This window comes from Burkholderia gladioli, assembly GCF_000959725.1.
In the GTDB taxonomy this organism is placed as follows: Bacteria; Pseudomonadota; Gammaproteobacteria; order Burkholderiales; family Burkholderiaceae; genus Burkholderia; species Burkholderia gladioli.
Map to the genome: position 1 here is coordinate 839,983 of NZ_CP009322.1, position 25,139 is coordinate 865,121.

Annotated in this window: 16 protein-coding genes; 15 read left to right on the top strand and 1 reads right to left on the bottom strand. The window is 66.0% G+C overall.

What is annotated here, in order from left to right; all coding sequences use genetic code 11:
• Positions 1–91 precede the first annotated feature (91 nt).
• The 10 genes from BM43_RS04450 to BM43_RS04495 all read left to right on the top strand — a co-directional run bounded on the left by BM43_RS04450 (position 92) and on the right by BM43_RS04495 (position 11,003).
• Complete coding sequence (locus BM43_RS04450; protein WP_036038832.1) at positions 92–619, top strand: cupin domain-containing protein; 528 nt, start codon at positions 92–94, stop codon at positions 617–619.
• A 26-nt stretch (positions 620–645) separates the two neighbouring features.
• Positions 646–1,611, top strand: coding sequence for an alpha/beta fold hydrolase (locus BM43_RS04455; protein WP_036057353.1), 966 nt, complete (start codon positions 646–648; stop codon positions 1,609–1,611).
• Positions 1,608–2,489 (top strand): IclR family transcriptional regulator, encoded by an 882-nt coding sequence (locus BM43_RS04460; protein WP_036056698.1) that lies wholly within the window; start codon positions 1,608–1,610, stop codon positions 2,487–2,489. The genes BM43_RS04455 and BM43_RS04460 overlap by 4 nt, the downstream gene beginning before the upstream one ends.
• Positions 2,486–3,283, top strand: a complete 798-nt coding sequence (locus BM43_RS04465; protein ID WP_013689909.1) for an SDR family oxidoreductase — start codon at positions 2,486–2,488, stop codon at positions 3,281–3,283. Before BM43_RS04460 ends, BM43_RS04465 begins: the two co-directional genes overlap by 4 nt.
• A complete protein-coding gene (locus BM43_RS04470) occupies positions 3,276–4,949 on the top strand; it encodes a thiamine pyrophosphate-binding protein (RefSeq protein ID WP_036056697.1) in 1,674 nt (557 codons plus the stop codon). Before BM43_RS04465 ends, BM43_RS04470 begins: the two co-directional genes overlap by 8 nt.
• Positions 4,942–5,775 (top strand): aspartate dehydrogenase, encoded by an 834-nt coding sequence (locus BM43_RS04475; protein WP_036056696.1) that lies wholly within the window; start codon positions 4,942–4,944, stop codon positions 5,773–5,775. The genes BM43_RS04470 and BM43_RS04475 overlap by 8 nt, the downstream gene beginning before the upstream one ends.
• 76 nt (positions 5,776–5,851) lie before the next feature.
• On the top strand, positions 5,852–7,342 hold the full coding sequence (locus BM43_RS04480) for an aldehyde dehydrogenase (protein WP_036056695.1): 1,491 nt from the start codon (positions 5,852–5,854) through the stop codon (positions 7,340–7,342).
• Positions 7,343–7,358: 16 nt separating this feature from the next.
• Positions 7,359–8,327 (top strand): VOC family protein, encoded by a 969-nt coding sequence (locus BM43_RS04485; protein ID WP_036056694.1) that lies wholly within the window; start codon positions 7,359–7,361, stop codon positions 8,325–8,327.
• Positions 8,320–9,546 (top strand): NAD(P)/FAD-dependent oxidoreductase, encoded by a 1,227-nt coding sequence (locus BM43_RS04490; RefSeq protein ID WP_036056693.1) that lies wholly within the window; start codon positions 8,320–8,322, stop codon positions 9,544–9,546. Before BM43_RS04485 ends, BM43_RS04490 begins: the two co-directional genes overlap by 8 nt.
• A gap of 53 nt (positions 9,547–9,599) precedes the next feature.
• A complete protein-coding gene (locus tag BM43_RS04495; RefSeq protein ID WP_036056691.1) occupies positions 9,600–11,003 on the top strand; it encodes an MFS transporter in 1,404 nt (467 codons plus the stop codon).
• A 102-nt stretch (positions 11,004–11,105) separates the two neighbouring features.
• Here the strand turns inward: BM43_RS04495 and BM43_RS04500 are convergent, their stop codons facing one another.
• On the bottom strand, positions 11,106–11,540 hold the full coding sequence (locus tag BM43_RS04500; RefSeq protein WP_025097976.1) for a universal stress protein: 435 nt from the start codon (positions 11,538–11,540) through the stop codon (positions 11,106–11,108).
• 357 nt (positions 11,541–11,897) lie between these two features.
• Between BM43_RS04500 and BM43_RS04505 the strand changes: the two genes are divergently transcribed.
• The 5 genes from BM43_RS04505 to BM43_RS04520 all read left to right on the top strand — a co-directional run bounded on the left by BM43_RS04505 (position 11,898) and on the right by BM43_RS04520 (position 25,135).
• Positions 11,898–21,038 carry a hemagglutinin repeat-containing protein gene (locus BM43_RS04505; protein ID WP_045577438.1) on the top strand — a complete coding sequence of 3,047 codons (9,141 nt, stop codon included), beginning with the start codon at positions 11,898–11,900 and terminating at the stop codon, positions 21,036–21,038.
• Between the two features lies 1 nt (position 21,039).
• Positions 21,040–21,522 (top strand): immunity 42 family protein, encoded by a 483-nt coding sequence (locus BM43_RS38480; protein WP_080742134.1) that lies wholly within the window; start codon positions 21,040–21,042, stop codon positions 21,520–21,522.
• Positions 21,523–22,126: 604 nt separating this feature from the next.
• Entirely contained in the window at positions 22,127–23,596 is a 1,470-nt protein-coding gene (locus BM43_RS04510) for a UbiA family prenyltransferase (protein WP_370449062.1), read from the top strand.
• Between the two features lie 13 nt (positions 23,597–23,609).
• Complete coding sequence (locus tag BM43_RS04515; protein WP_036056690.1) at positions 23,610–24,800, top strand: membrane protein; 1,191 nt, start codon at positions 23,610–23,612, stop codon at positions 24,798–24,800.
• A complete protein-coding gene (locus tag BM43_RS04520) occupies positions 24,797–25,135 on the top strand; it encodes a hypothetical protein (RefSeq protein WP_036056689.1) in 339 nt (112 codons plus the stop codon). Before BM43_RS04515 ends, BM43_RS04520 begins: the two co-directional genes overlap by 4 nt.
• Positions 25,136–25,139 lie beyond the last annotated feature (4 nt).

The following is a 25,139-nucleotide window of genomic DNA, read 5'->3' on the forward strand; positions in this document are numbered from 1 at the left end:
ATCATCAGCATGCCGAATCGACGAATACGGTCGATCCGGCGCTTTGGAAAATTGCGGACCCGAGGGTCCCTGAAGTCTCTAGGAGAACACCATGGAGCAGCTCGATATCGAACGCAAGTCGTGGGACCAGCCCGCCGACGCGAGCTTCGCGGACTGGATGGAAGGGCGCGTCGCGCGCCTGTCGACGCGCCGCTACGACTGGGACGCGCTGAAGTTCCAGGCCGACTACGACCCGCAGTACCGCCGCGCGCAGATGCGCTACGTCGGCACCGGCGGCACCGGCGTGTCCAAGGACATGAACACCGTGCCGGCCGGCGGCTTCACCTTCTCGACCATGGTGATCCCGGCCGGCAATATCGGCCCGAGCCATATCCACGTCGACGTCGAGGAAATCTTCTTCGTGCTGCGCGGGCGCATCAAGGTGATCTGCGAGCGCGACGGCGAGCGCTGGGAAGCCGTGCTCGGCGAGCGCGACCTGATCTCGGTGCCGCCCGGCGTCTATCGCACCGAGATCAACATCGGCGAGGAGGATGCGCTGATGTGCGTGATGCTCGGCGCGGCCAAGCCGATCACGCCCACCTATCCGCCCGATTCGCCGCTCGCGAACCTGAAGCGTTGAGCGAGCACGGAACCAGCATGAGCAGCATGAGCGAAATCGATCCGCGCGGGGCCGAGGCAGAGGCTGGGCCCGACGCGGCCCTGGCCGCCCGACTCTGGCAGTTTCCGGCGCGGCGCATCGCCATTCGCGAAGCCGGGCTGATCGGCTGGCGCGAATCGGGTCCAGCGCAGGGGGCCGGCGATTCGACGGCACGCGCGGCCGCTGGCGAGCGGGCATTGCCGGTGGTGCTGCTGCACGGCATCGGCTCGGGCGCGGCCTCGTGGCTGGCCCAGCTCGACACGCTCGGCGCGTCGCGTCGCGTGCTGGCCTGGGACGCGCCCGGTTATGGCGAATCGACGCCGGTCGCGCCGGCCTCGCCGCTGGCGGCCGATTACGCGGCGTCGCTGGCCGGCTGGCTCGACGCGCTCGCCATCGAGCGCTGCGTGCTGGTGGGGCACTCGCTCGGCGCGATCGTGGCCGGCGCCTTCGCGCGCCGGCATGCCGGGCGGCTGGCCGGCTTGCTGCTGGTTTCGCCGGCCGCCGGCTACGGCGCGGCACCGGCCGCCACGCGCGACGAACGGCGCGATGCGCGGCTCGCGATGCTGGCCGCGCTCGGGCCCGCGGGCCTGGCCGAACAACGCAGCGCCAACATGCTGTCGGCGCATGCCGGCGAGGCCGCCCGCGCCTGGGTGCGCCGCGTGATGGCGCAGGTGAAGCCGGCCGGCTACACGCAGGCCACCCACCTGCTCGCGAACGCCGACCTGGCCGCCGATCTCGCCGCCTGGCGGGCGATGACCGACGCCGCCGGTGCCGCGCGCGTGGAGGTGATGGTGGGCGCCGAGGACGGCATCACGCCGCCGAACGCCTGCGAACGGATCGCGGCGGCGGCCGGCGTGGCGCTGCGTATCGTGCCGCGCGCCGGCCATGCCGGCTACGTGGAGGCACCCGAGCGCTACTCGGCGCTGATCGGCGCGTTCTGCGCGCGCTGCGACGAATCATGGAGACAGGCATGAACCCGACCCAACTCGCCCTGCGAAGCGAGCCGGCCGACAGCGGCGCGCCCGAGGCGGATGCCGCGAACGGCGCCTACGTGGTACCTGGCCTCGAACGCGGGCTGCGGATCCTCGCGGAATTCTCGCCGCGCGAGCCGGTGCTGGGCGCGCCGGAATTGTCGAAGCGGCTCGGCATTCCGCGCACCACGGTGTTCCGGCTGCTGCAGACGCTCGAATCGCTGGGCTTCCTGGAGCGCGCCGACAAGGACCGCAATTACCGGCTCGGCGTGGCGGTGCTGCGCCTGGGCTTCGAATACTTGAGCTCGCTGGAGCTGACCGACCTGGGCCTGCCGGTGATCGAGGGCCTGCGCGAGGCGACCGGCTTCACCACCCATATCGTGATCCGCGACGGGCGCGACGTGGTGTTCGTCGCCAAGGCGCAGAGCGCGGCGCCGGCCTTCAGCTCGATTCGCGTCAACGTCGGCACGCGGCTGCCCGCGCATGCCACTACCCACGGCCACGTGCTGATGGGCGACCTGAGCGAGGCCGAGCTGCGCGCACTGTACCCCGAGCGCCAGCTCGAACGGGCCACGCGTGCCACGCCCGACAGCCTGGAGGCGCTGCTCGCGCTGGTCCGCGAGGATGCCGCGCGCGGCTACGGCATCAGCAACGCCTCGTTCGAGCGCGGCATCTCGGTGGTCACCGCGCCGGTGCGCAACGACACGCAGCGCATCGTGGCGGCCGTCACGGTGACGGTGCCGAAACCCGAGATCGACGCGGCGCTGATCGCCGACGGCCTGGTCGAGAAGGTCGTGAGGGCGGCCAATGAACTGTCGCGGCGGCTCAATTACCGCTCCGATGATGAGAACTCCTATCTGAAGGCATTGGGATTGCGATGATCGAAATCGATCTGACCGGGCAGGTGGCGGTGGTGACGGGCGGCTCGTCCGGCATCGGCCTGGCCACCGCCGACTTGTTTCTGCAGGCAGGCGCCTCGGTGGCGATCTGCGGGCGCGACGCCGAGCGGCTGGCGCGCGCCGAAGCCGGGCTGCGCGAGCGCCACCCGGGCGCGCCGCTGCTGGCCGCGCGTTGCGACGTGCTCGACGCGGGCCAGGTCGAGGCCTTCGCCGGCGCGGTGGCAGCCCGTTTCGGCCGCGCCGACATGCTGGTCAACAACGCGGGGCAGGGGCGCGTGTCGAGCTTCGCCGACACCAGCGACGAGGCCTGGCGCGAGGAGCTCGACCTCAAGTATTTCAGCATCATCCGCCCGACGCGCGCCTTCCTGCCCATGCTGCGCGAGGCGCCGGCGGCCTCGATCAGCTGTGTGAACTCGCTGCTCGCGCTGCAGCCCGAGCCGCACATGGTGGCCACCTCCTCGGCGCGCGCCGGCGTGCTCAGCCTGGTCAAGTCGCTGGCCACCGAACTCGCGCCGCAGGGGATTCGCGTCAACTCGATCCTGATCGGCATCGTCGAGTCGGGGCAGTGGCGCCGCCGTCACCAGCGCGAGGCGCAGCCGGGCCAGGACTGGGCCGCCTGGACCCAGGGCATCGCGCGCGCCAAGCGCATTCCGCTCGACCGGTTCGGGCGGCCCGAGGAGGCCGCGCGAGCCCTGTTCCATCTAGCCACTTACCTGTCCTCCTATACGACGGGCAGCCATATCGACGTTTCCGGAGGCTTTGCACGCCATGTCTGACATCCAACGCACCACGGTCGGCGAACTGATCGCGGCCTTTCTCGAACACTGCGGCGTGAAGACCGCCTTCGGCGTGATCTCGATCCACAACATGCCGATCCTCGACGCGATCCACCGGCGCGAGCGGATCCGCTACGTCGGCGCGCGCGGCGAGGCCGGCGCGGTCAACATGGCCGACGGCCTGGCGCGCGTCTCGGGCGGCCTGGGGGTGGCCTTCACCAGCACCGGCACGGCCGCCGGCAACGCGGCCGGCGCCATGGTCGAGGCCCTCACGGCCGGCACCGCGCTGCTGCACATCACCGGGCAGATCGAGACGCCCTACCTGGACCAGGACCTCGCCTACATCCACGAGGCGCCGGACCAGTTGACCATGCTCGGCGCGATCTCCAAGGCGGCCTACCGCGTGCGCACCGTCGAATCGGTGCTGCCCACGCTGCGCGAGGCGGTGCGCGTGGCGCAGACGGCGCCGAGCGGCCCGGTCTCGGTCGAGATCCCGATCGACATCCAGGCCGCCGAGATCGAGTGGCCCGCCGATCTCGCCCCCGCCCACGTGGCGCCGCGCGAGCACGACAGCGCGCGTGTCGCGCAACTGGCCGAGCAACTGGCCGCCGCGCGCCGGCCGCTGCTGTGGCTCGGCGGCGGGGCGCGGCACGCGCGCGCCGAGGTGGAGCGGCTGGTGGCGCTCGGCTTCGGCGTGGTGACCAGCGTGCAGGGGCGCGGCGTGCTGCCCGAGGATCATCCGGCCACGCTGGGCGCCTTCAACGTGCACGGCGCGGTGGAGCAGTTCTATCGCGGCTGCGATGCGCTGGTGGTGGTCGGCTCGCGGCTGCGCGGCAACGAGACCCTGAAGTACAAGCTGGCGCTACCCGAGCCGCTCTACCGCATCGACGCCGACGCGCTGGCCGACAACCGCGGCTATCGCAACGCGCTGTTCGTGCATGGCGACGCGAAGCGCGTGCTGGCCGAGCTGGCCGACCGCCTCGAAGGGCGCATGCAGGTCGATCCGGCCTTCGCGGCCGAGCTGGCCGCCGCGCGCGAGGCGGCGGTGGCCGACGTGGCCGAGGGGCTCGGCCCGTATCGGCGACTGGTCGAGACGCTGCAGGCCGAGCTCGGCCGCGACTACAACTGGGTGCGCGACGTGACCATCTCGAACAGCACCTGGGGCAACCGGCTGCTGAAGATCTTCGAGCCGCGCGCGGGCGTGCATGCGCTGGGCGGCGGCATCGGCCAGGGCATGCAGATGGCGATCGGCGCGGCGCTGGCCGGCAGCGCCGCCAAGACGGTCTGCCTGGTCGGCGACGGCGGCCTGATGGTCAATGTCGGCGAGCTGGCCACGGCCGTGCAGGAACGCGCCGACCTGATGATCGTGCTGATGAACGACCAGTGCTACGGCGTGATCCGCAACATCCAGGACGCGCAATATGGCGGCCGGCGCTGTTTCGTCGAGCTGCACCAGCCCGACTTCGCGCAGTTCTGCGCGAGCCTGGGCCTCAGGCATCACCGCATCGCCTCGCTCGACCAGGCCGAGGCGGCGATCCGCGACGGCCTGGCCCATGCGGGGCCGGTGCTGGTCGAGGTCGACATGCTGTCGGTCGGCGCCTTCACCACGGCCTTCGCCGGGCCGCCCGTCAAGCAGCCGCTCGACCAGGAGCAGCAATATGCATAAGCCGGCGGCGCAGGCGGGCGGCGGCGCGCCGCTCGAAGTGGCGATGATCGGCTTCGGCGCGATCGGCGCGGCCGTCTATCGCGCGGTCGAGCACGACACGGCGCTGCGCGTGGCCCACGTGATCGTGCCGGCGCACCAGCGCGAGGCGGTGCGCGCCGAGCTGGGCGAGCGGGTGGACGTGGTGAGTTCGGTCGAGGCGCTGTCGAGCCATCCGCGCTTCGCGCTCGAGTGCGCCGGGCACGGCGCGCTGGTCGATCACGTGGTGCCGTTGCTGCAGGCCGGTACCGATTGCGCGGTGGCCTCGATCGGCGCCTTGTCGGACCTGGCGCTGCTCGACACGCTCTCGCAGGCGGCCGACCGGGGCCAGGCCACGCTCACCCTGCTGTCGGGCGCGATCGGCGGGATCGACGCGCTGGCCTCGGCCAGGCAGGGCGGCCTGGACGAGGTGAGCTACATCGGCCGCAAGCCACCCACCGGCTGGCTCGACACGCCGGCCGAGGCGGTTTGCGAGCTGCGCACGCTGACGGTCGAGCAGGTCATCTTCGAGGGCAGTGCGCGCGACGCGGCGCGACTCTACCCGAAGAACGCCAACGTGGCCGCCACCGTGGCGCTGGCCGGGCTCGGGCTCGATCGCACGCGCGTGACCCTGATCGCCGATCCGGCCGTGACGCGCAACGTGCATCGCATCGTGGCGCGCGGCGCGTTCGGCGAGATGTCGCTGGAGATGTCGGGCAAGCCCTTGCCGGACAACCCGAAAACCTCCGCGCTGACGGCGTTCAGCGCGATCCGCGCGCTGCGCAACCGCGCCGCGCGCTGCGTGATCTGAGCGAGCGGCGGCGCCGGCCTGGCCGCGCCGCCGCCCGGGCACGCGATGCCTTGTTGAGGATGACCGAGGACAGACGATGACAGTATTCGATTTTCCGCTGGTGCCGACCGGCGAGATCCTGATCGGCGGCGAATGGCGGCCGGGCCGCGGCGCCGCCACGGCGAGCCTGTATCCGGCCGACGGCTCGCTGAACCGCGAGATCGTGATGGCCGACGCGCAGGACGCGCGCGACGCGCTGGAGGCGGCCGACGCCGCCTGGCGACGCGACGACTGGGCGGGGCTCAAGCCGCATCAGCGCGCCGCTGTGCTGCACCGGATCGCCGATCTGGTGCAGGCCAACCACGAGCAGCTCGCGCAGATCCAGCGGCGCGACAACGGCAAGCCGATCAGCGAGACGCGCGCGCTGGTGACGAGCGCCGCCAATACCTTCCGCTACTTCGCGGCGGCCGCCGAGACCTTCGAGGAAGCGCTCACGCCCTCGCGCGGCGACTACCTCACGATGAGCGTGCACGAGCCGCTCGGCGTGGTGGCCGCCATCACGCCCTGGAACTCGCCGATCGCCTCCGACGCGCAGAAGCTCGGGCCGGCGTTGGCGGCCGGCAACGCGGTGGTGCTCAAGCCCGCCGAGGTCACGCCGCTGGCCTCGCTGGCGCTGGCGCGGCTCTGCGAGCAGGCCGGCGTGCCGCGCGGGGTGATCTCGGTGCTGCCGGGCAAGGGCTCGGTGGTGGGCGATGCGCTGGTGCGCGACGCGCGCGTGAAGAAGGTGTCGTTTACCGGCGGCACCGAGGTCGGGCGCGGCATCGCGCGGCTCGCGGCCGAGCGCTTCATGCCGGTGTCGCTGGAGCTGGGCGGCAAGTCGCCGACCATCGTGTTCGACGACGCCGATCTCGACCACGCCGTGAACGGCGTGCTGTACGGCATCTTCAGCTCCTCGGGCGAATCCTGCATCGCCGGCTCGCGCCTGTTCGTGCAGCGCGGCCTCTACGACGCCTTCGTCTCGCGCCTGGTCGAGCGGGCCCGCGCGCTGCGGGTCGGCGACCCGGCCAGCGAGCGCACCCAGATGGGGCCGCTGATCACCGCCCAGCACCGCGCCTCGATCGAATCCTATGTCGCGCTGGGGCGCGAGGAGGGCGGCCGCGTGCTGTGCGGCGGCGAGCGCCCGGGCGGCGCCGGCCGCGAGCAGGGCTACTACTACCTGCCGACCATCCTCGACGGGCTGTCCAACCAGGCGCGCATCTGCCAGGAGGAGATCTTCGGGCCGGTGCTGGTGGCGATGCCCTTCGACGACGAGGCCTCGCTGCTGGCGATGGCCAACCGCAGCGTGTTCGGGCTCGCCGCCGGCATCTGGACGCGCGACTACAAGCGCGCCTGGCGCGTGGCGCGCGCGCTCGAGGCCGGCACGGTGTGGATCAACACCTACAAGCAGTTCTCGATCCCGACGCCGTTCGGCGGCTGGAAGGACAGCGGCCAGGGCCGCGAGAAGGGCCGGCTCGGGATCGTCGAGTACATGCAGCAGAAGAGCCTCTACTGGGGCCTCAACGACTTGCCGCTCGCGTGGGCGAATTGAACGGGAGCACGACGCGATGACCATCCTTGGAATCGAACAGATCACCTACGGCGTGACCGACCTGGACGCCTGCCGGCGCTTCTTCGCCGACTGGGGCTTGAAGGAGGTGGCGCACGACGCTGGGCACGCGCGCTTCGAGACGCTCAATGGCTGCACGGTGCGGCTGGTGGCGGCCGACGATGCCTCGCTGCCGCCCGCCTTCGAGGCCGGCCCGACGCTGCGCGAAGTGACGTGGGGCGTGGCCACGCGCGCCGAGCTCGACGCGCTGCGCGGCCGTTTCGCCGGCCAGCCCGGCCACTTCGAAACGGATGATGCGGTGGGCTGCCTGGACCCGATCGGCATGGCGATCCGGGTCGAGATCACGCGGCGCCGGCCGCTCGACCTGCAGGGCTCGCCCTCGAACGTCTGGGGCCTGCCGGCCGCGCGCGTCGACCAGCCCAGCCCCGTCTACGAGCGCGCCGAGCCGATCGAGGTCGGGCACGTGGTGTTCTTCACCGACCGCCTCGCCGAGCAGGCCGCGTTCTACCAGGCACTGCTCGGCTTCGAGACCTCGGACCGCTATCCGGGGCGCGGCGCCTTCCTGCGCTGCGCGCCGCACGGCGGCCATCACGACCTGTTCCTGCTGCAGTTGCCCAGCGGCAAGCGCGGCCTGAACCATGTCGCCTTCGCCGTGCGCGACATCCACGAGGTATTCGGCGGCGGCCTGCATATCAGCCGTTGCGGCTGGACCACCCAGCTCGGCCCGGGGCGCCACCCGGTGTCGTCGGCCTACTTCTGGTACTTCCAGAACCCGGCCGGCGGCCTGATCGAGTATTACGCCGACGAGGACGTGCTGACGCCCGAATGGCAGCCGCGCGATTTCGAACCGGGCCCGACCGTGTTCGCCGAGTGGGCGATCGACGGCGGCATCGACGGCCATACGCGCCGCCAGAAGCAGGCCGAGGCGCCGGCCGGCGCCTTCATGACGGAGCGCAAGCATGGCTGAGGATCGCATCGAGACCGTCGTCGTGATCGGCGGCGGGCAGGCCGCCGGCTGGGTGGCGAAGACATTGCGCGCGGAGGGCTACACGGGGCGGCTGGTGATGATCGCCGATGAGACGCATCCGCCCTACGAGCGCCCACCGCTGTCGAAGGCGGTGCTGGCCGGCGAGGCCGACGCGGCCAGCACCCACCTGCTGAAGCCGGACGAATTGGCCGGGCTCGCGATCGAGCGGTGGCAGCCCGAGCGTGCCACGGCGATCGATCGCGAGCGGCGCATCGTGCGTACCGAGTCGGGCCGCGAACTGCGCTACGACCGCCTGGTGATCGCCACCGGCGGCACGGCGCGGCGGCTGCCCGAGTCCATCGTCAGGACGCCGGAGCTGCATTACCTGCGCACGCTCGACGAGGCGGCCGAGCTGGGCCGCACGCTGCGCGCGAGCCGCCGCGTGCTGGTGATCGGCGGCGGCTGGATCGGCCTGGAGGTGGCGGCCACCGCGCGCAAGCTCGGCATCGAGGCGGTGCTGGTCGAGGGCGCGCCGCGGCTTTGCGCGCGCTCGCTGCCGCTGGCCGTGTCCGACTTCCTGCTCGAGCTGCATCGCGCCCGGGGCGTCGAGCTGCGGCTCGGCGCGCAACTGGCCGCGCTCGACCCGCATCCCGAGGACGCTTCGCGCGTGCGCGCCACGCTTGCCGACGGCAGCGTGATCGACGCCGATTGCGCGGTGGCCGGCATCGGCCTGGTGCCGAACCTGGCGCTGGCGCGCGAGGCCGGCCTGACGGTGGAGGACGGCATCGTGGTCGACGAATACGGCGCCACCAGCGATCCGGCGATCTTCGCCTGCGGCGACGTGGCAAGCCACCCGAACGCCTGGCTGAAGCGCCGCACGCGGCTCGAATCCTGGGCCAATGCGCAGAACCAGGCGATCACGGCGGCCCGGGCCCTGCTCGGCACGCGCGTGCCCTATGCCGAGATTCCCTGGTTCTGGTCCGATCAGTACGACGTGAACCTGCAGATCCTCGGCGACCCCGGCGACGCCACCACCATGCTGGTGCGCGGCGACCTGGCCGCGCGCCGCGCCACGCTGTTCTTCGTCGACGGCGTCACGCTGCGCGGCGTGATCGCCATCAACACGGCACGCGAGCTCAAGCTCGCGCGCAAATGGATGAACCAGGGCCGCGCGGTCGATGGCGCGGCGCTCACCGACACGAGCCGCGCGCTGGCCTAGCGACGCTGCCGCCCACGCCACCCGCTATCGCAGGCCCCAAGGAGAATCCCCGCATGAGCACCTATCCCAGCGTCGTCGCCAGCCCGGCCGTGTCGGCCGCCTCGGCGCCGGCCACGCCCGGCGCCGTCGTCGCGCGTCTCGAACGCCTGCCGACCAATGCGCTGCAGATCCGCGCGCGAGTGCTGATCGGCACCGCCACTTTCTTCGACGGCTTCGACGTGATCACCATCGCGGCCACCTTGCCGTTGCTGATCCACAAGTGGGGGCTCGGGCCGGCGCAGATCGGCTGGCTGATCGCCTCGGGCGCGATCGGGCAGTTGATCGGCGCGATCCTGTTCCCGATGCTGGCCGAGCGGCACGGCCGCGTGCGCGCGATCGCCTGGAGCTCGACCGTGATCGGCGTGACCAGCCTGGCCTGCGGCTTCGCGCCGAGCTTCGCTGCCTTCGTGGCGCTGCGCGTGCTGCAGGGCATCGGCCTGGGCGGCGAGCTGCCGGTGGCGGCCACCTATATCAACGAGATCACGCGCGCCCACGGACGCGGACGCTTCGTGCTGCTGTACGAGATCGTGTTCCCGATCGGGCTGCTGGCCTCGATGGCGCTGGGTGCCTACCTGGTGCCGCGCTACGGCTGGGAGATCATGTACTTCATCGGCGGGCTGCCGCTGCTGCTGGGCCTGGTGCTGACGCGCCTGGTGCCCGAGTCGCCGCGCTGGCTGGCCTCGCGCGGGCGGCTGGCCGAGGCCGGCGAGGCGCTGTCGCGCTTCGAGGCCTCGGTGCGCGGGACGCTGCCGCCGCCGGCCGGCAGCGAGGAGTTCGACCAGGTGCTGGCGCGCCATCCGCGCCGCCGTGCGCTCGACTTGTTGAGCCCCGCCTATCGCCGGCGCACCATCGCGGTGGCGACGCTGTGGGCCACCTGCGGTTTCATCCAGTACGGGCTCTCCACCTGGCTGCCGACCATTTATCGCGACTTCTACCACGCGCCCTTGCAGCTCGCGCTGAACCTGGCCGTGATCGGCTCGGTGCTGGGCGTGCTCGGTTCGCTGGTGTCGGCGCTGCTGGTGGACGTGGTGGGCCGCAAGCCCGTGATCAGCGTGTCGTTCCTGCTCTGCGCGCTGTCGCTGGCGGCGGCGGGCTACTGGCACGGTGCCTCGGTCTACGTGGTGGCGATCTGCTGCTCGCTGGCGCTGGGGCTGATGGCCTCGGGCTTCATCACCGCCTACGTCTACACGCCCGAGCAGTACCCCACCAGCATCCGCGCCTCGGGCTGCGGGCTCGGCAGCGCCTGGCTGAAGATCGCCTCGTTCGTGGCGCCGATGGTGGTGCCGCACGCGATCCTCGGCGGCAACCTGGCGCCGGCCTTCTACCTGCTCGGCGCGGTGCCGCTGATCGCGGCGCTGACGGTGCACTTCATCGGCATCGAGACCAAGGGGCAGGTGCTGGAGCGGCTGGAAGCCTGAGCACTCCTCGCGCGGGATGCGAAACGGCCGGCATTGTCATGCCGGCCGTTTTGTTTTGGTGCGTTACGCAGGTGCCCTGGACGCGGCTTCGGCGCCGCGTGCTCAGTGCACCGCCGTGACGGGTAGCTTGGTGAGCCGCAGCAGACGATCGTGCAGGCCCAGGCCGAACACGCGCGCGAGCCAGTGCAATGGATTGCGGCGCGGCGCGGTCAACACGATCTCGTCGCAGCGATGCTCCAGCGCGCAGCGCGCGATCGCGTCGGCCGTGGCACCGAACTTCATGGTCAGCGAGTAATGCACGCCGGCGTCGCGCAGGATCGTGATGGCCGCGGCCAGGTCGTGCTCGGCTGCGGCGCGGCCGATCTCGTCGAGTTCGCGATGGGTATGGAAGGCGTCGGCGCGCGAGCCGCCCAGCGGCGGTTGCACGTTGACGAGCACCACCTCGGAGGCGCAGCGCTCGCGGTAGAGGAAGGCGGCATGGCGCACGGCCTGCAGCGCGCGCGGGGAGTGGCCGACGGGGACGAGCAGTTTGAGCATGTGGGCGGCAAGCAGTTCGGATGCGATGCCCGCAGCGTAAACAACCGGTGGTGTCGATCTCGTAAAGAGTGGGCGCTGGGGCATAAAAATCTCGTCAAGATCGGGGTTTGCCGGGTCGCCGATTCGATGCGCCGAATTATCAGATTTGGAAAGGCATCCGAATTTTCGAGATATTTTTGAAGATCGGATAACCCGTCCTGTCAAAGTTGACAGGCCTCTTTGATTAATCCCCGGCTGCTCGTGCATTTGACATTCCTTAACCCGTTTTGAGACAAAACGGGGCATCTTCTGCGAGACAATGCGCCGGTCCGTTGATCCGTAGTGCTCAGTAGCGCGATTCGCGAGTAGACCAGAACCATGAACAAGAATAATTACCGACTGGTATTCAGTCGTATTCGAGGGATGCTGATTGCTGTCGAAGAAACAGCCAATGCGTCAGGCAATGCCGGCCGAGGGGAGATGGCGGCAGCCGCGCAGGTGCAGCCGGGCTTCGCGAGGTTCGCCTTGCGCCACGCGGCGTTCGCCGCGCTGGTCATGGCGGGAGCGGTGCCGAGTTGGGTCAATGCGCAGATCGTCGGCGGCGGCGCGCATGCCCCGTCGGTTATCCAGACGCAAAACGGGCTGCCCCAGGTCAATATCAACAAACCCGGCAATGCCGGCGTTTCGCTGAATACCTATCGTCAATTCGACGTGCAAAAGCCTGGGGCGATACTCAATAATTCGCCCGTGATCGTCAACACGCAGCAAGCGGGCATGATTAATGGCAATCCGAATTTCGGGCCCAACGATGCCGCGCGGATCATCGTCAACCAGGTCAACAGCAACAACCCGTCCGCCATTCGCGGTTTCGTCGAGATCGCCGGGCAGAAGGCCGAACTCATCATCTCGAATCCGGCCGGCCTGCAGATCGACGGCGGCGGCTTCATCAATACATCCCGCACCGTTTTGACGACGGGCGTCCCGTATTACGGCGCGGACGGTTCCGTCGCCGGATTCAACGTGAGTCGCGGCCTCGTCACCGTTTCCGGATCGGGCCTGAATGCCGCCGATATCGACCAGGTCGACATCATCTCGCGCGCGGTCCAGGCCAACGCGGCAATTTACGCCCGGAACCTGAACGTGATCGCGGGGGCGAACCAGGTCAATCACGATACCCTCGCGGCGACGCCGATCCAGGGCGACGGCGCGGCGCCCGCGGTTGCCATCGACGTGGGCCAGCTCGGCGGCATGTACAGCAACCGCATCTTTCTCGTCAGTTCGGGCAATAGCGTCGGCGTGCGCAATGCCGGCAGCATCGCCGCGGATGCGGCCGGCCTGACGCTCACCACGGACGGGCGATTGATCCAGGCGGGGAAGATCAGTTCGCTCGGCAACGTCGCGGTTACCGCTGCCGGCGGCATCGACAACAGCGGCACGACCTACAGCCAGCAATCCGTGTCGATGAATACCGGCGCGGACATGACGAATAGCGGCATGCTCGCCGCGCAACACGATGTCGGCGTCGATGCCGGCTCGCTGACTTCCACCGGCGGCATGGGCGCGGGCGTGGACGGCAATGGCACGGTCACGCAAGCCGGTGATCTGCGGGTGACGACCACGGGCCAACTGACCGCGACCGGCCAGAACATCGCGGGCGGTAGCGCGATGCTGAGCGGCGATGGCGTCAGTCTGGCCGGCAGCAAGACGGCGGCGAACGGTTCGTTGGGGGTGAATGCGACGGCGGGCGACGTCGATCTGTCGAATGCGACCACGAGTGCGCAGGGTGCGTTGAGCGCGACCGCCGCGGGCACGCTGGTCAATGATCATGGCAGTCTTTCCAGCCAGCAAGGCATCACGCTGACGGCAGGCAGCCTGTCGAACCAGGGAGGCACGGTATCGTCGCAAGGCGCGCTCATGGTGCGCACGACGGGGGCGCTGTCGAATCAGGCCGGCACACTGGTGTCGCGGAACACCGCGGACCTCGAAGGCGGCGCGATCGACAATCAACAGGGCATCATCCAGAGCGCGGGCCGGATGACGGTGGCCGGCGCTTCCCTGCAGAACACCGCCGGGCGCGTGACGTCCCTGGGCCAGGATGGACTGTCGATCACGACGAGCGGCCAGCTCACGAACGTGGCGGGCGCTGTCGCGAACGGCGCGCAATGCGGCGTAATTGGCGGCGACGGCAGCGTCGAGCTGCAGGCCGGCGGTATCGCGAACCATGGATCGATCAGTGCCGCCACCGACCTGCGGGCCAACGCGCAATCGATCGACAACGGCGGCGGATCGATGACGGCCGGCAAAGACAGCTCGATCGACGCCGGCTCGCACCTGAGCAACGCCGCCGGCAGCATTGCCGCCGGTGCGCTGGCGGCGGTTCGCGCCGGCAATCTGGACAACAGCGCGGGCTCGATACAGGCAAGCCAACTGTCGCTGACGGCGACCGACCTTGAAAACCGGGCGGGCTCGATCGTCCAGACCGGCATGAATTCGACCACGATCGCCGTTTCCGGCACGCTCGACAATAGCTCGGGCACGCTGCAGGCGAACAGCGCCGAACTGAGCCTGAGCTCGGCGACGCTGATCAATGACCGCGGCAGGCTTGCGCATGCCGGCAGCGGAACGATGACCATCGCCACCGGCGCCTTGTCGAACCAGGGCGGTTCGATTGCGACCAACGGCGGGCTGGCGCTGACCGCCGCGGCCTTGTCGAATCGGGCCGGCACCTTGTCGGCGCAACGACAGGCTACGCTCGGCGTCCAGTCGCTCGATAACAGCGCGGCCGCTTATATCGGCGCGGATAGCGTGACGATCAGGTCGCAGGAAGCGGTCGATAACAAGGCCGGCACGATCGAGTCGAATCACGCCTTGACGATGACGGCCGACAGCCTGGCGAACGACGGTGGCGTCGTTAAGGCGCTCGGCACGGAGGCGCTATCCGTCACCACGGCGAATGCCTTGAGCAACACGGCGGGCGGCGTCATCGGCGGCAACGGCGACGTGTCGATCCAGGCGGGCAGCGCCGACAATTCGAACGGCTCGCTGCTGGCGACGCAATCCCTGTCCGTGCAATCTAATGGTCAATTGAGCAACGCGGCTGGCCTGATCCAGGCCAGCAACGGCAAGCTGTCGGCCGGCGCACGAGGTGCGATCCTCAACCAAGGCGGCCAGATCGAGGCCAATGGTGCGGCCTCCACGTTCGAGCTGTCCGGCGCCAGCATCGACAACAGCGACGGTCGCATCGCGAATATCGGCACCGGTGAGACGACGATCGACGGCGGCGCATCGATCACGAACACCGCCGCATCCGGCAAGGCCGGAGCGGGCACGATCGGCGGCAACGGCGACGTGAGCCTGATGGCACGGACACTCACCAACGCCCAAGGCGGCCAGGCACTCGCCGGCCGCGACCTGAGCCTGACTATCGGCAGCCATGCGAGCAATGCCGGTGGCGTGCTGTCGGCAGCCAACAAGCTGACATTCGACGGGAAGAACGCCGCGCTGGACAACGGTAGCGGGTCCGTGCGAGCAAACGGTGCGTTGTCGCTGACGGCCGCATCGATCGACAACAGGTCCGGCAGGATCGGCAACGACGCGGGCAGCGGCGGTAGCGTGTCGATCCAGACCGGTACGCTGCTGAATCAGGGCGGCGCGATCGGTAGCGACCAGGACCTGACGCTGGGCACCGGCAGCTTGTCCGGCGACGGCTCCATCGTCGCGGGCCGCGATGCGTCGATCACGCTCGCGAGCGACTACACGCAAACGGCGGCCAACAAGCTTCATGCGAACGGGAAGCTGGATTTCACCAGCTCCGGCAAGCTGACGAACCAGGGCGTGCTGGATGCGAACGGCGCGCTGACGGTGAATGTGTCGAACCTCGACAACCAGGGCGGCGCGGATCTGAATTCCGCGGCGACGACGATCAACGCGAACGGCGGCACGATCGATAACGCCGGCCGCATCGAAGGCGATTCGGTCACGATCAACAGCGCTACCCTGAACAACACGGGCACCATGATCGGCGCCGATGTGACGGCGAACGCGAGCACCATCACGAATGCCGGTGCCGCCGCCGTTTTCGCCGCCGCCAGGCAATTGAACCTGTACGCGACGAACCGATTGTCGAACACAGGCGGTGCGAACCTGTTCAGCATCGGCGATATCCATATCGCGGCGAACGGGCAGCGCGACGCGAGCGGCCTGCTGGCCCACCGCACGCGGAACGTGCTGAACGACCAGTCGACGATCGAAGCCCAAGGCAATATCGAAATCGCCGCCGGCACCTTCACCAACAGCCGCCCCGCGCCGACGGTCGAGACCGAAACCACCGATACGACCACCACGCACCAGACCAAGCGGCAGCAGTTCATCGGCTGCCCGACCGGCAACGCCGCGCCGAATCACGGCGTGTGTTCGTATGCAAGCTGGTCGGGGCCCTACAAGACGCCGCAGACCGCGACCTATTCGGCGAGCCAGGTGGTATCGCAATCGAACGGGGCCAATCCTGTCGATCGCGTGCTGGTGGTCGACGTCAACGGACAGCAGCAGACGCTGTACTACAACACCCTGACCGTCAACGGCGACGGCAGCGTCACGGCGGTCTATTGGGCGGGTTACGATCCGCACGTCAATTACGCGCCCGATACCGAATACGCGACGCGCAGCGACGGCCATAACGGTTACCAACGCGTCGAGATCTGGCGCGACACCACCTCCACGGTTCAGCAGGACAAGATAAGCAGCCAGGCGCCGCAGGCGCAGCTCGTGGCGGGCGGCGGCATCACGTTGGCGAATGTCGGCACGATCGACAACGACTACAGCGTGATCGCGGCCGGCAAGTCGATCCAGATCGGCGGTTCGCAGCAGAACGGCGCGGTGGGCAGCGGAAGTTACGGCGGCACGGTCGTGAACAATGTCGGCCAGACGCTGTATCAATACCAGACCGACAATATCGTCTCGATGTATGCGTGGAACGAGAATACGACGCAGGATCGCGGCACGATCGTCGAGCCGCCGCTTGTGCATGCACCGATCGCGATCGGCGGGACCGGTGGCACGATCATCGCGAATCAGTCGGTGTCGATCGACGCGCAGGACGTCAATAACCAGAACGTCGCCGCGCAGAATTCCGCGACCGGCGCGACGGGCGGCACGCTGGGCAACAACGCGGCCAATCGAGGCGTGTCGGGAGGCGGCCAGGCCAAGGTCGGCGCGGCCAGCGGCACGACGACCGTCCCGGCGCTGCAATCGGTTGCCAGCGCAACCGGCGCCTTGTCCATCAGCTTGCCGGCGAACGGCATGTATTCAGTCCAGCCCGCACCAGGCCAGCCCTATCTGGTCGTCACCGATCCGCGCCTGACGAGCTATACGAACTTCATTTCCAGCGACTACATGCTCGGCCAGTTGAACCTGAACCCGGCGAGCATCGAGAAACGCCTGGGCGACGGGATGTACGAGCAGCAGATGGTGCGCAACCAGGTCACGCAGTTGACGGGTCGCACGTTCCTGTCCGGCTATGCCAGCGCCGAAGACGAATATCGGGCGCTGATGACGAACGGCGCGAACTACGCGAAGTCGTTCGGCCTGGTGCCCGGCATGGCGCTCACGGCCGCCCAGATGGATGCGCTGACGAGCGATATCGTGTGGCTCGTCGACCAGACGGTGACCCTGGCCGACGGCAGCACCACGCATGTGCTGGCGCCGGTCGTCTACATGGCGCGGACGCACGCGAACGACCTGCAGCCGACCGGCGGGTTGATTGCCGCCGACGACGTCGAAATCCACGCGCTCGGCAGCACGACGAACTCGGGTGTCATCAAGGGCGGCACGAAGACCGTGCTTGCCGCGGCCGATATCCTGAATCGTGGCGGAACGGTATCGAGCAACGGCACCAACGGCACGACCGTCGTATCGGCGAGCCATGACGTGGTGAATGCGTCCGGGATGATCACCGGTAACCGCGTAGCCGTGTCGGCGGGGCGGGATATCGTCAACACGACGCTGGTCGACGCGGTCGACGCGGTCGACGCGGTGGGCGCGACGGGAGCGTCGGGCGCGAGCAAGGTCAGTACGAGCTTGATCGGCCGGCAAGCTTCGATCGCTGCAACTGGTGATCTGTCGGTCGAGGCCGGTCGAGACCTGGCGCTGCATGGCGCGAATCTGTCGGCCGGCGGCGATGCGCTGGTCACGGCCGGCCGCGACATCAGCGTGGATACGGTTCAGTCCACCACGAACCAATCGATGTACCTCAACGATCAGCATCATTGGGAGGAATCGAATACCACGAATGTCACGAGCGGCATCAGCGCCGGCGGCAGTTTGGGGATGCAAAGCGGCAACGATACGACGTTCGAAGGCGCGACGGTTTCGGCCGGCAAGGATCTGTCGGTGCTGGCGGGCGGAAATCTCACGGCGACGGCGGTCACGGATACCGCGAAGCTGGACAACGTCGCGGCCGACAGCAAGACGCGCAAGGAAGTCGATCACGATTACGACGAGCATGCGGTCGGCACGCAATTCACGGCGGGCGGCAATGCCACACTCGCCGCAGCGAGCAGCGATACGTCGAAGGGCAATGTGAGCTTCACGGGGTCGTCCGTCATATCCGGCACGACGAATGGCGTCGACAACGGCGGCGGTGCCACCAGCGTCGCGGCGACGGGCAATGTCACGATCGACGAGGCACGCGAGGAACACGACAAGTATCAGTCGGTGCAGGTGAATCGCGGCAGCTTCGTCAGCAGCACCAGGACCGATTCGATGCAGGATACGCATGCGAACGTCGGCATCGGCAGCACGGTGTCGGGCAACACGGTCAACATTCAATCCGGCCGCGACCTGAACGTTCAAGGCAGCACGGTGGTTGGTACGAACGATGTGAATCTTGGCGCGGTGAACGACGTCAATATCACGACGTCGCGGGACACGGTCACGCAGGACAGCTATTACCACGAAACACATTCGGGCCTGGGAACCAGCGGCCTGAGCATCAGCATCGGTACGCAGTCGAGGAAGGACACGGATCACGCCTCGTCCGTCACCAACAACGCGAGCACGGTGGGGTCGATCGGCGGCAACCTGAATATCAAGGCCGGCGATACCCTGCATGCAACGGGCAGCGAGCTGATCGCCGGGAAGAACCTGACCGGCACGGCCACAAACGTCGTGATCGACTCCGCCGCGGATACCAGCAACACGACGCATGGCGAGACGACCAGCAGCAGCGGCATCACGCTCGGCTTGTCGGGCAGCATTGGCGACGCGCTCAACGGGGCCTATCAACAGGCGCAGGCGGCAAGAAGCGGCAGCGGCGACCGCCGCGCGACTGCCCTGCATGCGATTGCAGCGGCAGGTGATGCCGCGATCGGCGTGGCGAGTGTCACCGGCGGCTCGCTGGCCGGCAAGGGCGCGCCCAGCATCGGTATCCAGGTCAGTGTCGGATCGAGTCATAGCCAGCTCGACAGCTCGGAAAACCAGACGACGCAGCGCGGTTCGAGCCTCACGTCGGGCGGCGCGACCTCGCTGATCGCGACCGGCAACGGCACCGCGGGCAGCGGCAATATCACCGTTGCCGGCTCGAACGTGTCCGGCAACGATGTGTTGCTGGCCGCGAAGAATCAGATTGACCTGCGGAACACGACGAACACCGATTCGACGCGCAGTTCGAATTCGTCGTCGGGCGGCAGCGTCGGCGTATCGATCGGCACGAACGGGATCGGCGTTTCGGCGTCGATGTCGCGTGCGCATGGCGACGGCAACAGCGATGCCGCGATGCAGAACAACTCGCATGTCAGCGGCGCGAATAGCGTGACGCTGGTCAGCGGCGGCGATACGAAAGTGATTGGCGCGACGGTTTCGGGGCGTACCGTTGCGGCCGATGTGGGCGGCAATCTGAACCTGCGCAGCGTGCAGGATACGACGATCAGCAAGGCGAATCAGAGCAGCGCGGGCGGCGGGTTCGGGATCAGCACGGCTGGGGGCGGGAATGTCAGCGTCAGTGCCCAGCACGGGAAAGCGGACGGCAATTACGCGGGCGTGAACGAACAGGCCGGGATCCAGGCGGGCGATGGTGGCTTCAATGTGACCGTCAAGGGCAATACCGACCTGACGGGGGCCGCGATCGCCAGCACGGCCGATCCGTCGAGGAATATCTTGACGACGGGGACGCTGACTTATCGCGACCTCGAGAACCATTCGAGCTATAGCGCGGACAGCAGTGGATTCAGCGCGGGCGCCGGCTTGGGGATAACCGGCAAGGCCACGGGGCCGGGATCCGTCAGCGGGGCGGGCGGCTTCACGCCGATGATTTCGCAATCGGATAGCGGTAGCGAACACGCCGTTACGCGCAGCGGCGTGAGCGCGGGCGCGATCAATATCACGAATCAAGCGGGGCAGGCGCAGGAGGTAGCAAACCTGAATCGTGATACGTCGAGCTTGAACGGAACGGTGTCAAAGACACCGGATGTTCAGAATCTGCTGAATCAGCAGGCGGACACGATGAATGCGGCGCAGGCGGCTGGTCAGGTCGTTGCGCAAGGTATCGGCGCTTACGCAGATACGAAGCAGAAAGACGCACAGCAGGCGGCCGATGCCGCCAAGCTTGCCGGTGATACCGCGGCGCAAGCGGCCTATCAAGCCGAAGCCGATTCGTGGGATGAAGGTGGTAGCAACCGGCTTTACCTGCACATAGCTGGCGGCGCACTCATTGGCGGCCTGGGCGGCGGCGGGATCGGGAGCGCGGCACAGGGAGCGGCAGGAGCGGGATTGGCGGCCTTGCTGTCCGCCCAGACGGCGCAGGCTGCTGGAGAGGTGGCCGAGGCGACGGATTCGACACTCGCAGGAAAGATGTCGGGCAACTTGCTTGTCGGCGCGCTGGGTTGGTTGGTCGGTGGAACTGCCGGCTCGGCCACGGCTTCGAATGTGAACCTGTATAACCAGTGGAATCACACGGATACCGACACGCTGGAAGAGGCTAGCGGACAAGGCACGTTCCGGAAGAAAACGACAGCGCTTGGTCTGATATTGCAGGGTATCGCCAATGGGCTGAACGCGATTGTCGGCATGGGTGGCGGTAAGCCGCCTGCGGCGAGCCCGGGGGTGGTGCTGGTGGATGCCGCAGGAAGTGGCCAATTCATCAAACCGAGTAATCCGGGATATGTTCCTGACGACGCCTCACTTGCGAGCGGCGATAGGGATAGCCGGCTTCCAATTCCGGAAAAAACGACTGCAGACAACGGGTTGCAAGTCGAGTCAAATCCGAAGCATACGCCAGGCATGCGAGGGAATCGCGCAAATGCTGGTACTGAGCCTAAGGATTCGCTTGATTTGTTCAATTCCTCTATCTCGGATGGCGGAAGTGCAAGATATGCGATAGATTCGAGTGGTAATATCAATAGGTTTTATTCGGACGGGAATGGGGTGTTTCATTGGACTGGTTCTACGGGGGATGGTAGATCTCCTATAGATGTGTCGACTATTCCTATTAAAATTAAGCGTGCTTTGGGGTTTAAAGGGAGGTGATATGTTAATCGGAAATCCAGATGGGTTTGCGGTTTGGTATGATTCGGTTGATTCGTGGTCAACTGATAATTTTAAAAACGGCTGCTTTTCCTATTTCATCGGAGGGGATCTAATTTGGTCGTTGGATGCAACTATCGATGTTGACGTAAATTTGCTGTCGTCACTGAGTTGTCTTGAGAGCGATGTGGAAGATGCGGAGCTATTTAATTTGCCCGCATCTGTTTCCTACGAACGTCTCGTTGAAAAGGCGTTTCCGAAAATGGACTCGAATGTGGAAATGAATGATTACAGAAATTTGGTCTCCGTTGGCAGTTTGCTGGATGCTGGATTTCAAGTTTTTATTATCGAATTTGAGGATCAGGCAAAATTGGTATGGGGAAGGAGGGGGGAGGGTGATGCTGTTCGTGAGTTAATTTTAAAGCGAGGCGAGTTTCAGGAGGTGGTGCGAGATGTAATTTCAAGATTTGGTTTTCTGGTGCGGTAGTGTTGAGTTCAATGTGGTTGATGGTTTGATTGTGAGGGTTGGTGAAGGTGGTGTATCTGGGCGTGTGTCGATTTTGATGAATTTGTTAATAAATTTTCATGAAATTTTCTATTGTAGATTGTTTTTTTTGAGGAAATTTATATGTAAGTCATCTTGGTCAGAGGTTCTCGTATTTGCGTGACGAATTTGTTCTCGGAAGTGATGGTGTTCGGCTGAGTTGTCGTTGTTGTGGATTGGTTTGGTGGCGAAAGATACAAAGAGTGCCGAGGTTGCGGGGTGAGTCTGCTGCAAGCATGATCATGATTGAGGTGAAAAATATTTTTAAAATAATTTATCTTTTAAATAGATTGTTGATGATCTCATGGTTGTAGTGTGATGTGCTTAAATGAGCGTGAGCTTGTGGGGGGCTTGTTCAACGGTTGATTTCTGATTTTTCCTATAGAACCAGGGATCTTGGTGGGCTAGTATCAGGGCAATAGTTGAATGTTTCGAGATTAATTTTGGTGTGAATGGATTTGGGGGGTGTGAAGTGAGTTGGTTTTTAAAATTCAATATATCAACTCACTGGCCAAGCAATCTGTCATAAATGAAGATAAAAATTCCAATGCCAACATCGAATAAATCCTTGACGGAGATGCCAAGTATCCGAAAGCTGCCGCTTGTCGTCGACCTCGACGGCACGCTGACGACGACGGACACCTTGATGGAATCCGTCATCCGCGCGATCAAACGCAAACCGGGGACTCTTCTACGCATGCCTCTCTGGCTTGCTGGCGGCCGCGCGTCATTCAAGGCCAAGGTCGCGGAACACGCCGATTTTCAAGCAGACGCGCTCCCATACCGCGAATCGCTCATCGCCTATCTCGCACACGAGCGCGAAAGCGGCCGGAAGATCGTGCTCGCCACCGCGACGCATCGCTCGATCGCCGAGCGTGTGAGTCGCCATCTCGGCTTGTTCGATCTCGTTATCTCGACCTGCGGCGAAACGAACCTCAAGGGCGAAACCAAGCTGGCCGGCATCCGTGAACAGGTGGGCAGCGACTTTATCTACGCAGGCGACAGCAAGGCCGACCTGCCGGTATGGGCAGGCGCGCATGGCGCCATTCTTGCCGGCGTAACACCTGGCGTGGCCGCGAACGTCCGGGGCCGCATTCCCATAGAGCAGGAATTTCGAAATGCCGGTGCGGACATCTCGACGTGGTGCAAGGCGCTGCGCGTCCACCAGTGGCTGAAGAACCTGTTGCTTTTCGTGCCCTTGCTGACCGCATTCGCCTTTTTCGACACCGACAGGATTGCAACCGTCGCGCTCGCCTTTCTATCCATGTCGCTCGGCGCATCCGCCACCTACATCGGCAACGATCTCTGGGATCTCGACAGCGATCGCCGGCATCCCCGCAAGCGCAACCGGCCTTTCGCCAGCGGTGCCTTGTCGATCACCGAAGGTCTCGGTTGCGCGGCGCTGCTGCTGGTGCTGGCGTTTGCACTTGCATTCGCGGTATCGCGTGCATTCGCGGGCATGTTCGTGCTCTACCTGCTGATCACGACGGCGTACAGCTGGCGCTTCAAATCGATCGTCTTGCTCGATGTGCTCGTGCTGTCGCTGCTGTACACCTACCGGATCGTGGCGGGTGCCGTCGCGGCGCAAATCACGGTCAGTCGCTGGCTTCTCGCATTCTCCGTGTTCGCGTTCCTGAGTCTCGCGCTGGTGAAACGCTGCTCCGAACTGGTCCTCCTTCGCCAGAGCGACAGGCGCGCATCGGCAGGCCGTGACTACCGCGTGAGCGACCTGGAAGTGCTGTGGCCATTCGGTATCGGTGCCTCGCTGGCCGCGGTGGTCGTGTTCGGACTTTTCATCAACGCACCCGAGACCGCGGCGCGCTACGCGGTCCCGCACTTGCTCTGGTTCGTGCAGATCGGTCTGATCTACCTGTTCGGGCGGCTCTGGATCACGACGGTGCGCGGCGCGATGCACGACGATCCGATCGTCCATATCCTCGAAAACCGCGGTAGTTTCGGCACGCTTTGCGCCATGGTGGCGATGGTGCTGGCTGCTCATTTCCTGCCGGCGCCGTGAGCGGCGAAATACCATGACGGTAATCAACCAGAACCGGTTGCGTGCTTTCTGCCGCTTCGCCATCGTCTACGTGATGCTGTTCGTATGCGCGGGCAACATCACCAACAGCATGCTGCTGAAATGGGGTTTTTGCGACGACCAGAAGGGCAGCTTCGCGACGAGCTACAGTCTTGTCGGGATGATGAACGGCGATGCGCCGAAACCCTATGTCTACCGTTCGGCGTTCCCTCGCGCGGGGAAATGGATCGCCGGGCAACTCGGCCAGCCGACCCAGGACAAATTGTTCAGCTCGATCAAGCGACATGATTCGCTGCGCAAGGCCTATTTCGCGAACGTGCCGGACGAATACTGGACGCCCATCACGGCGCTCGTTTATCACATGACCTACATCGCGATCGTCCTGGCGACCTTATTCGCACTCCTGCTGATCTACAAACTGGCCAGGCTGCATGGGCTGAGCTTCGGACATTCAGTCGGTTTTCTGGCGGCCTTCAGTTTCATCTATCCACTGACGTTTCAGCAGGGCGGCTACTACTACGATTTCTTCGAGTTGCTCGGCGTGCTGGGCGCATGCTATTTCCTGCTGAAGAAGCGCATGGCGGCCTGCACGCTGATGATTGCCGTCTTCTCGCTGAACAAGGAAACCTTCTTTCTCGTTCCGCTCGCCTTGTTCGTGTTGCACGAGCCTGGCGTGTCGATGCGCAAGCGCATCGCGTGGCTCGTGTTGCAGCTTGCAATCTGTATCGCGACCCGGCAGATCATCATGAGCGGATACGGTGCGAACGCAGGTGGCATCGTTGAATTCCATGTCTGGGACAACCTGAAGTTCTGGCTGCATCCTAAATCCTACCTGTCGTTCTACAACCTGATCGGCAAGGGCATCTTCACGCCGAGCCTGGAAAATCCCTTGATGCTGGTGCCGCTCGCGGTGTTCTTCCGCGCGGCCTGGCGTGCGACGCCAACTCGCTACCGGCACTACTTCCTCGCGGCATTCCTGCCGATACTGGTGTTGTTCCTCTTCTTCGGTTATCGGGACGAGGCACGCAATTTCTCGGTCGTATTTCCGGCCATCGTGTTGATCGCGTTGCACGGCGCGAGCCGCTTCAACATGATTTTCGGCGCGATCCAGGATGCATCGGATGACGCTCGGATCACGGCGGCCTGTCGTTCGAATGCAGCGACATCGAGGGCAGCGGCTCGATGAACTGGCTGATCGTCATCGCCAGCGGGATCTTCGGCGGCATCGCCAGCGTCCTGCTCAGGATCGCGGCGCTCAAGGGAATCGCGCTCGGCGAGTCGAGCGTGTTGCCATGGCTCATGCGTGGCGCCGCGGTTGCGGCCTATGGCGCCGGCTTCATCCTCTACGCGCTCGCGTTACGCAGGACCACGCTCGGCATTGCCTATCCCACCATGGTGGCGGTCTCCATGATCGTGGTCCTGTCGTTCACCGCACTTCATGAAAACCTTCTGCGGCCAGTGCAGGCGGCCGGCGCCTTCGTCATCCTGATCGGGGTCTGGATGCTCACGCGTTACGCATGATGAT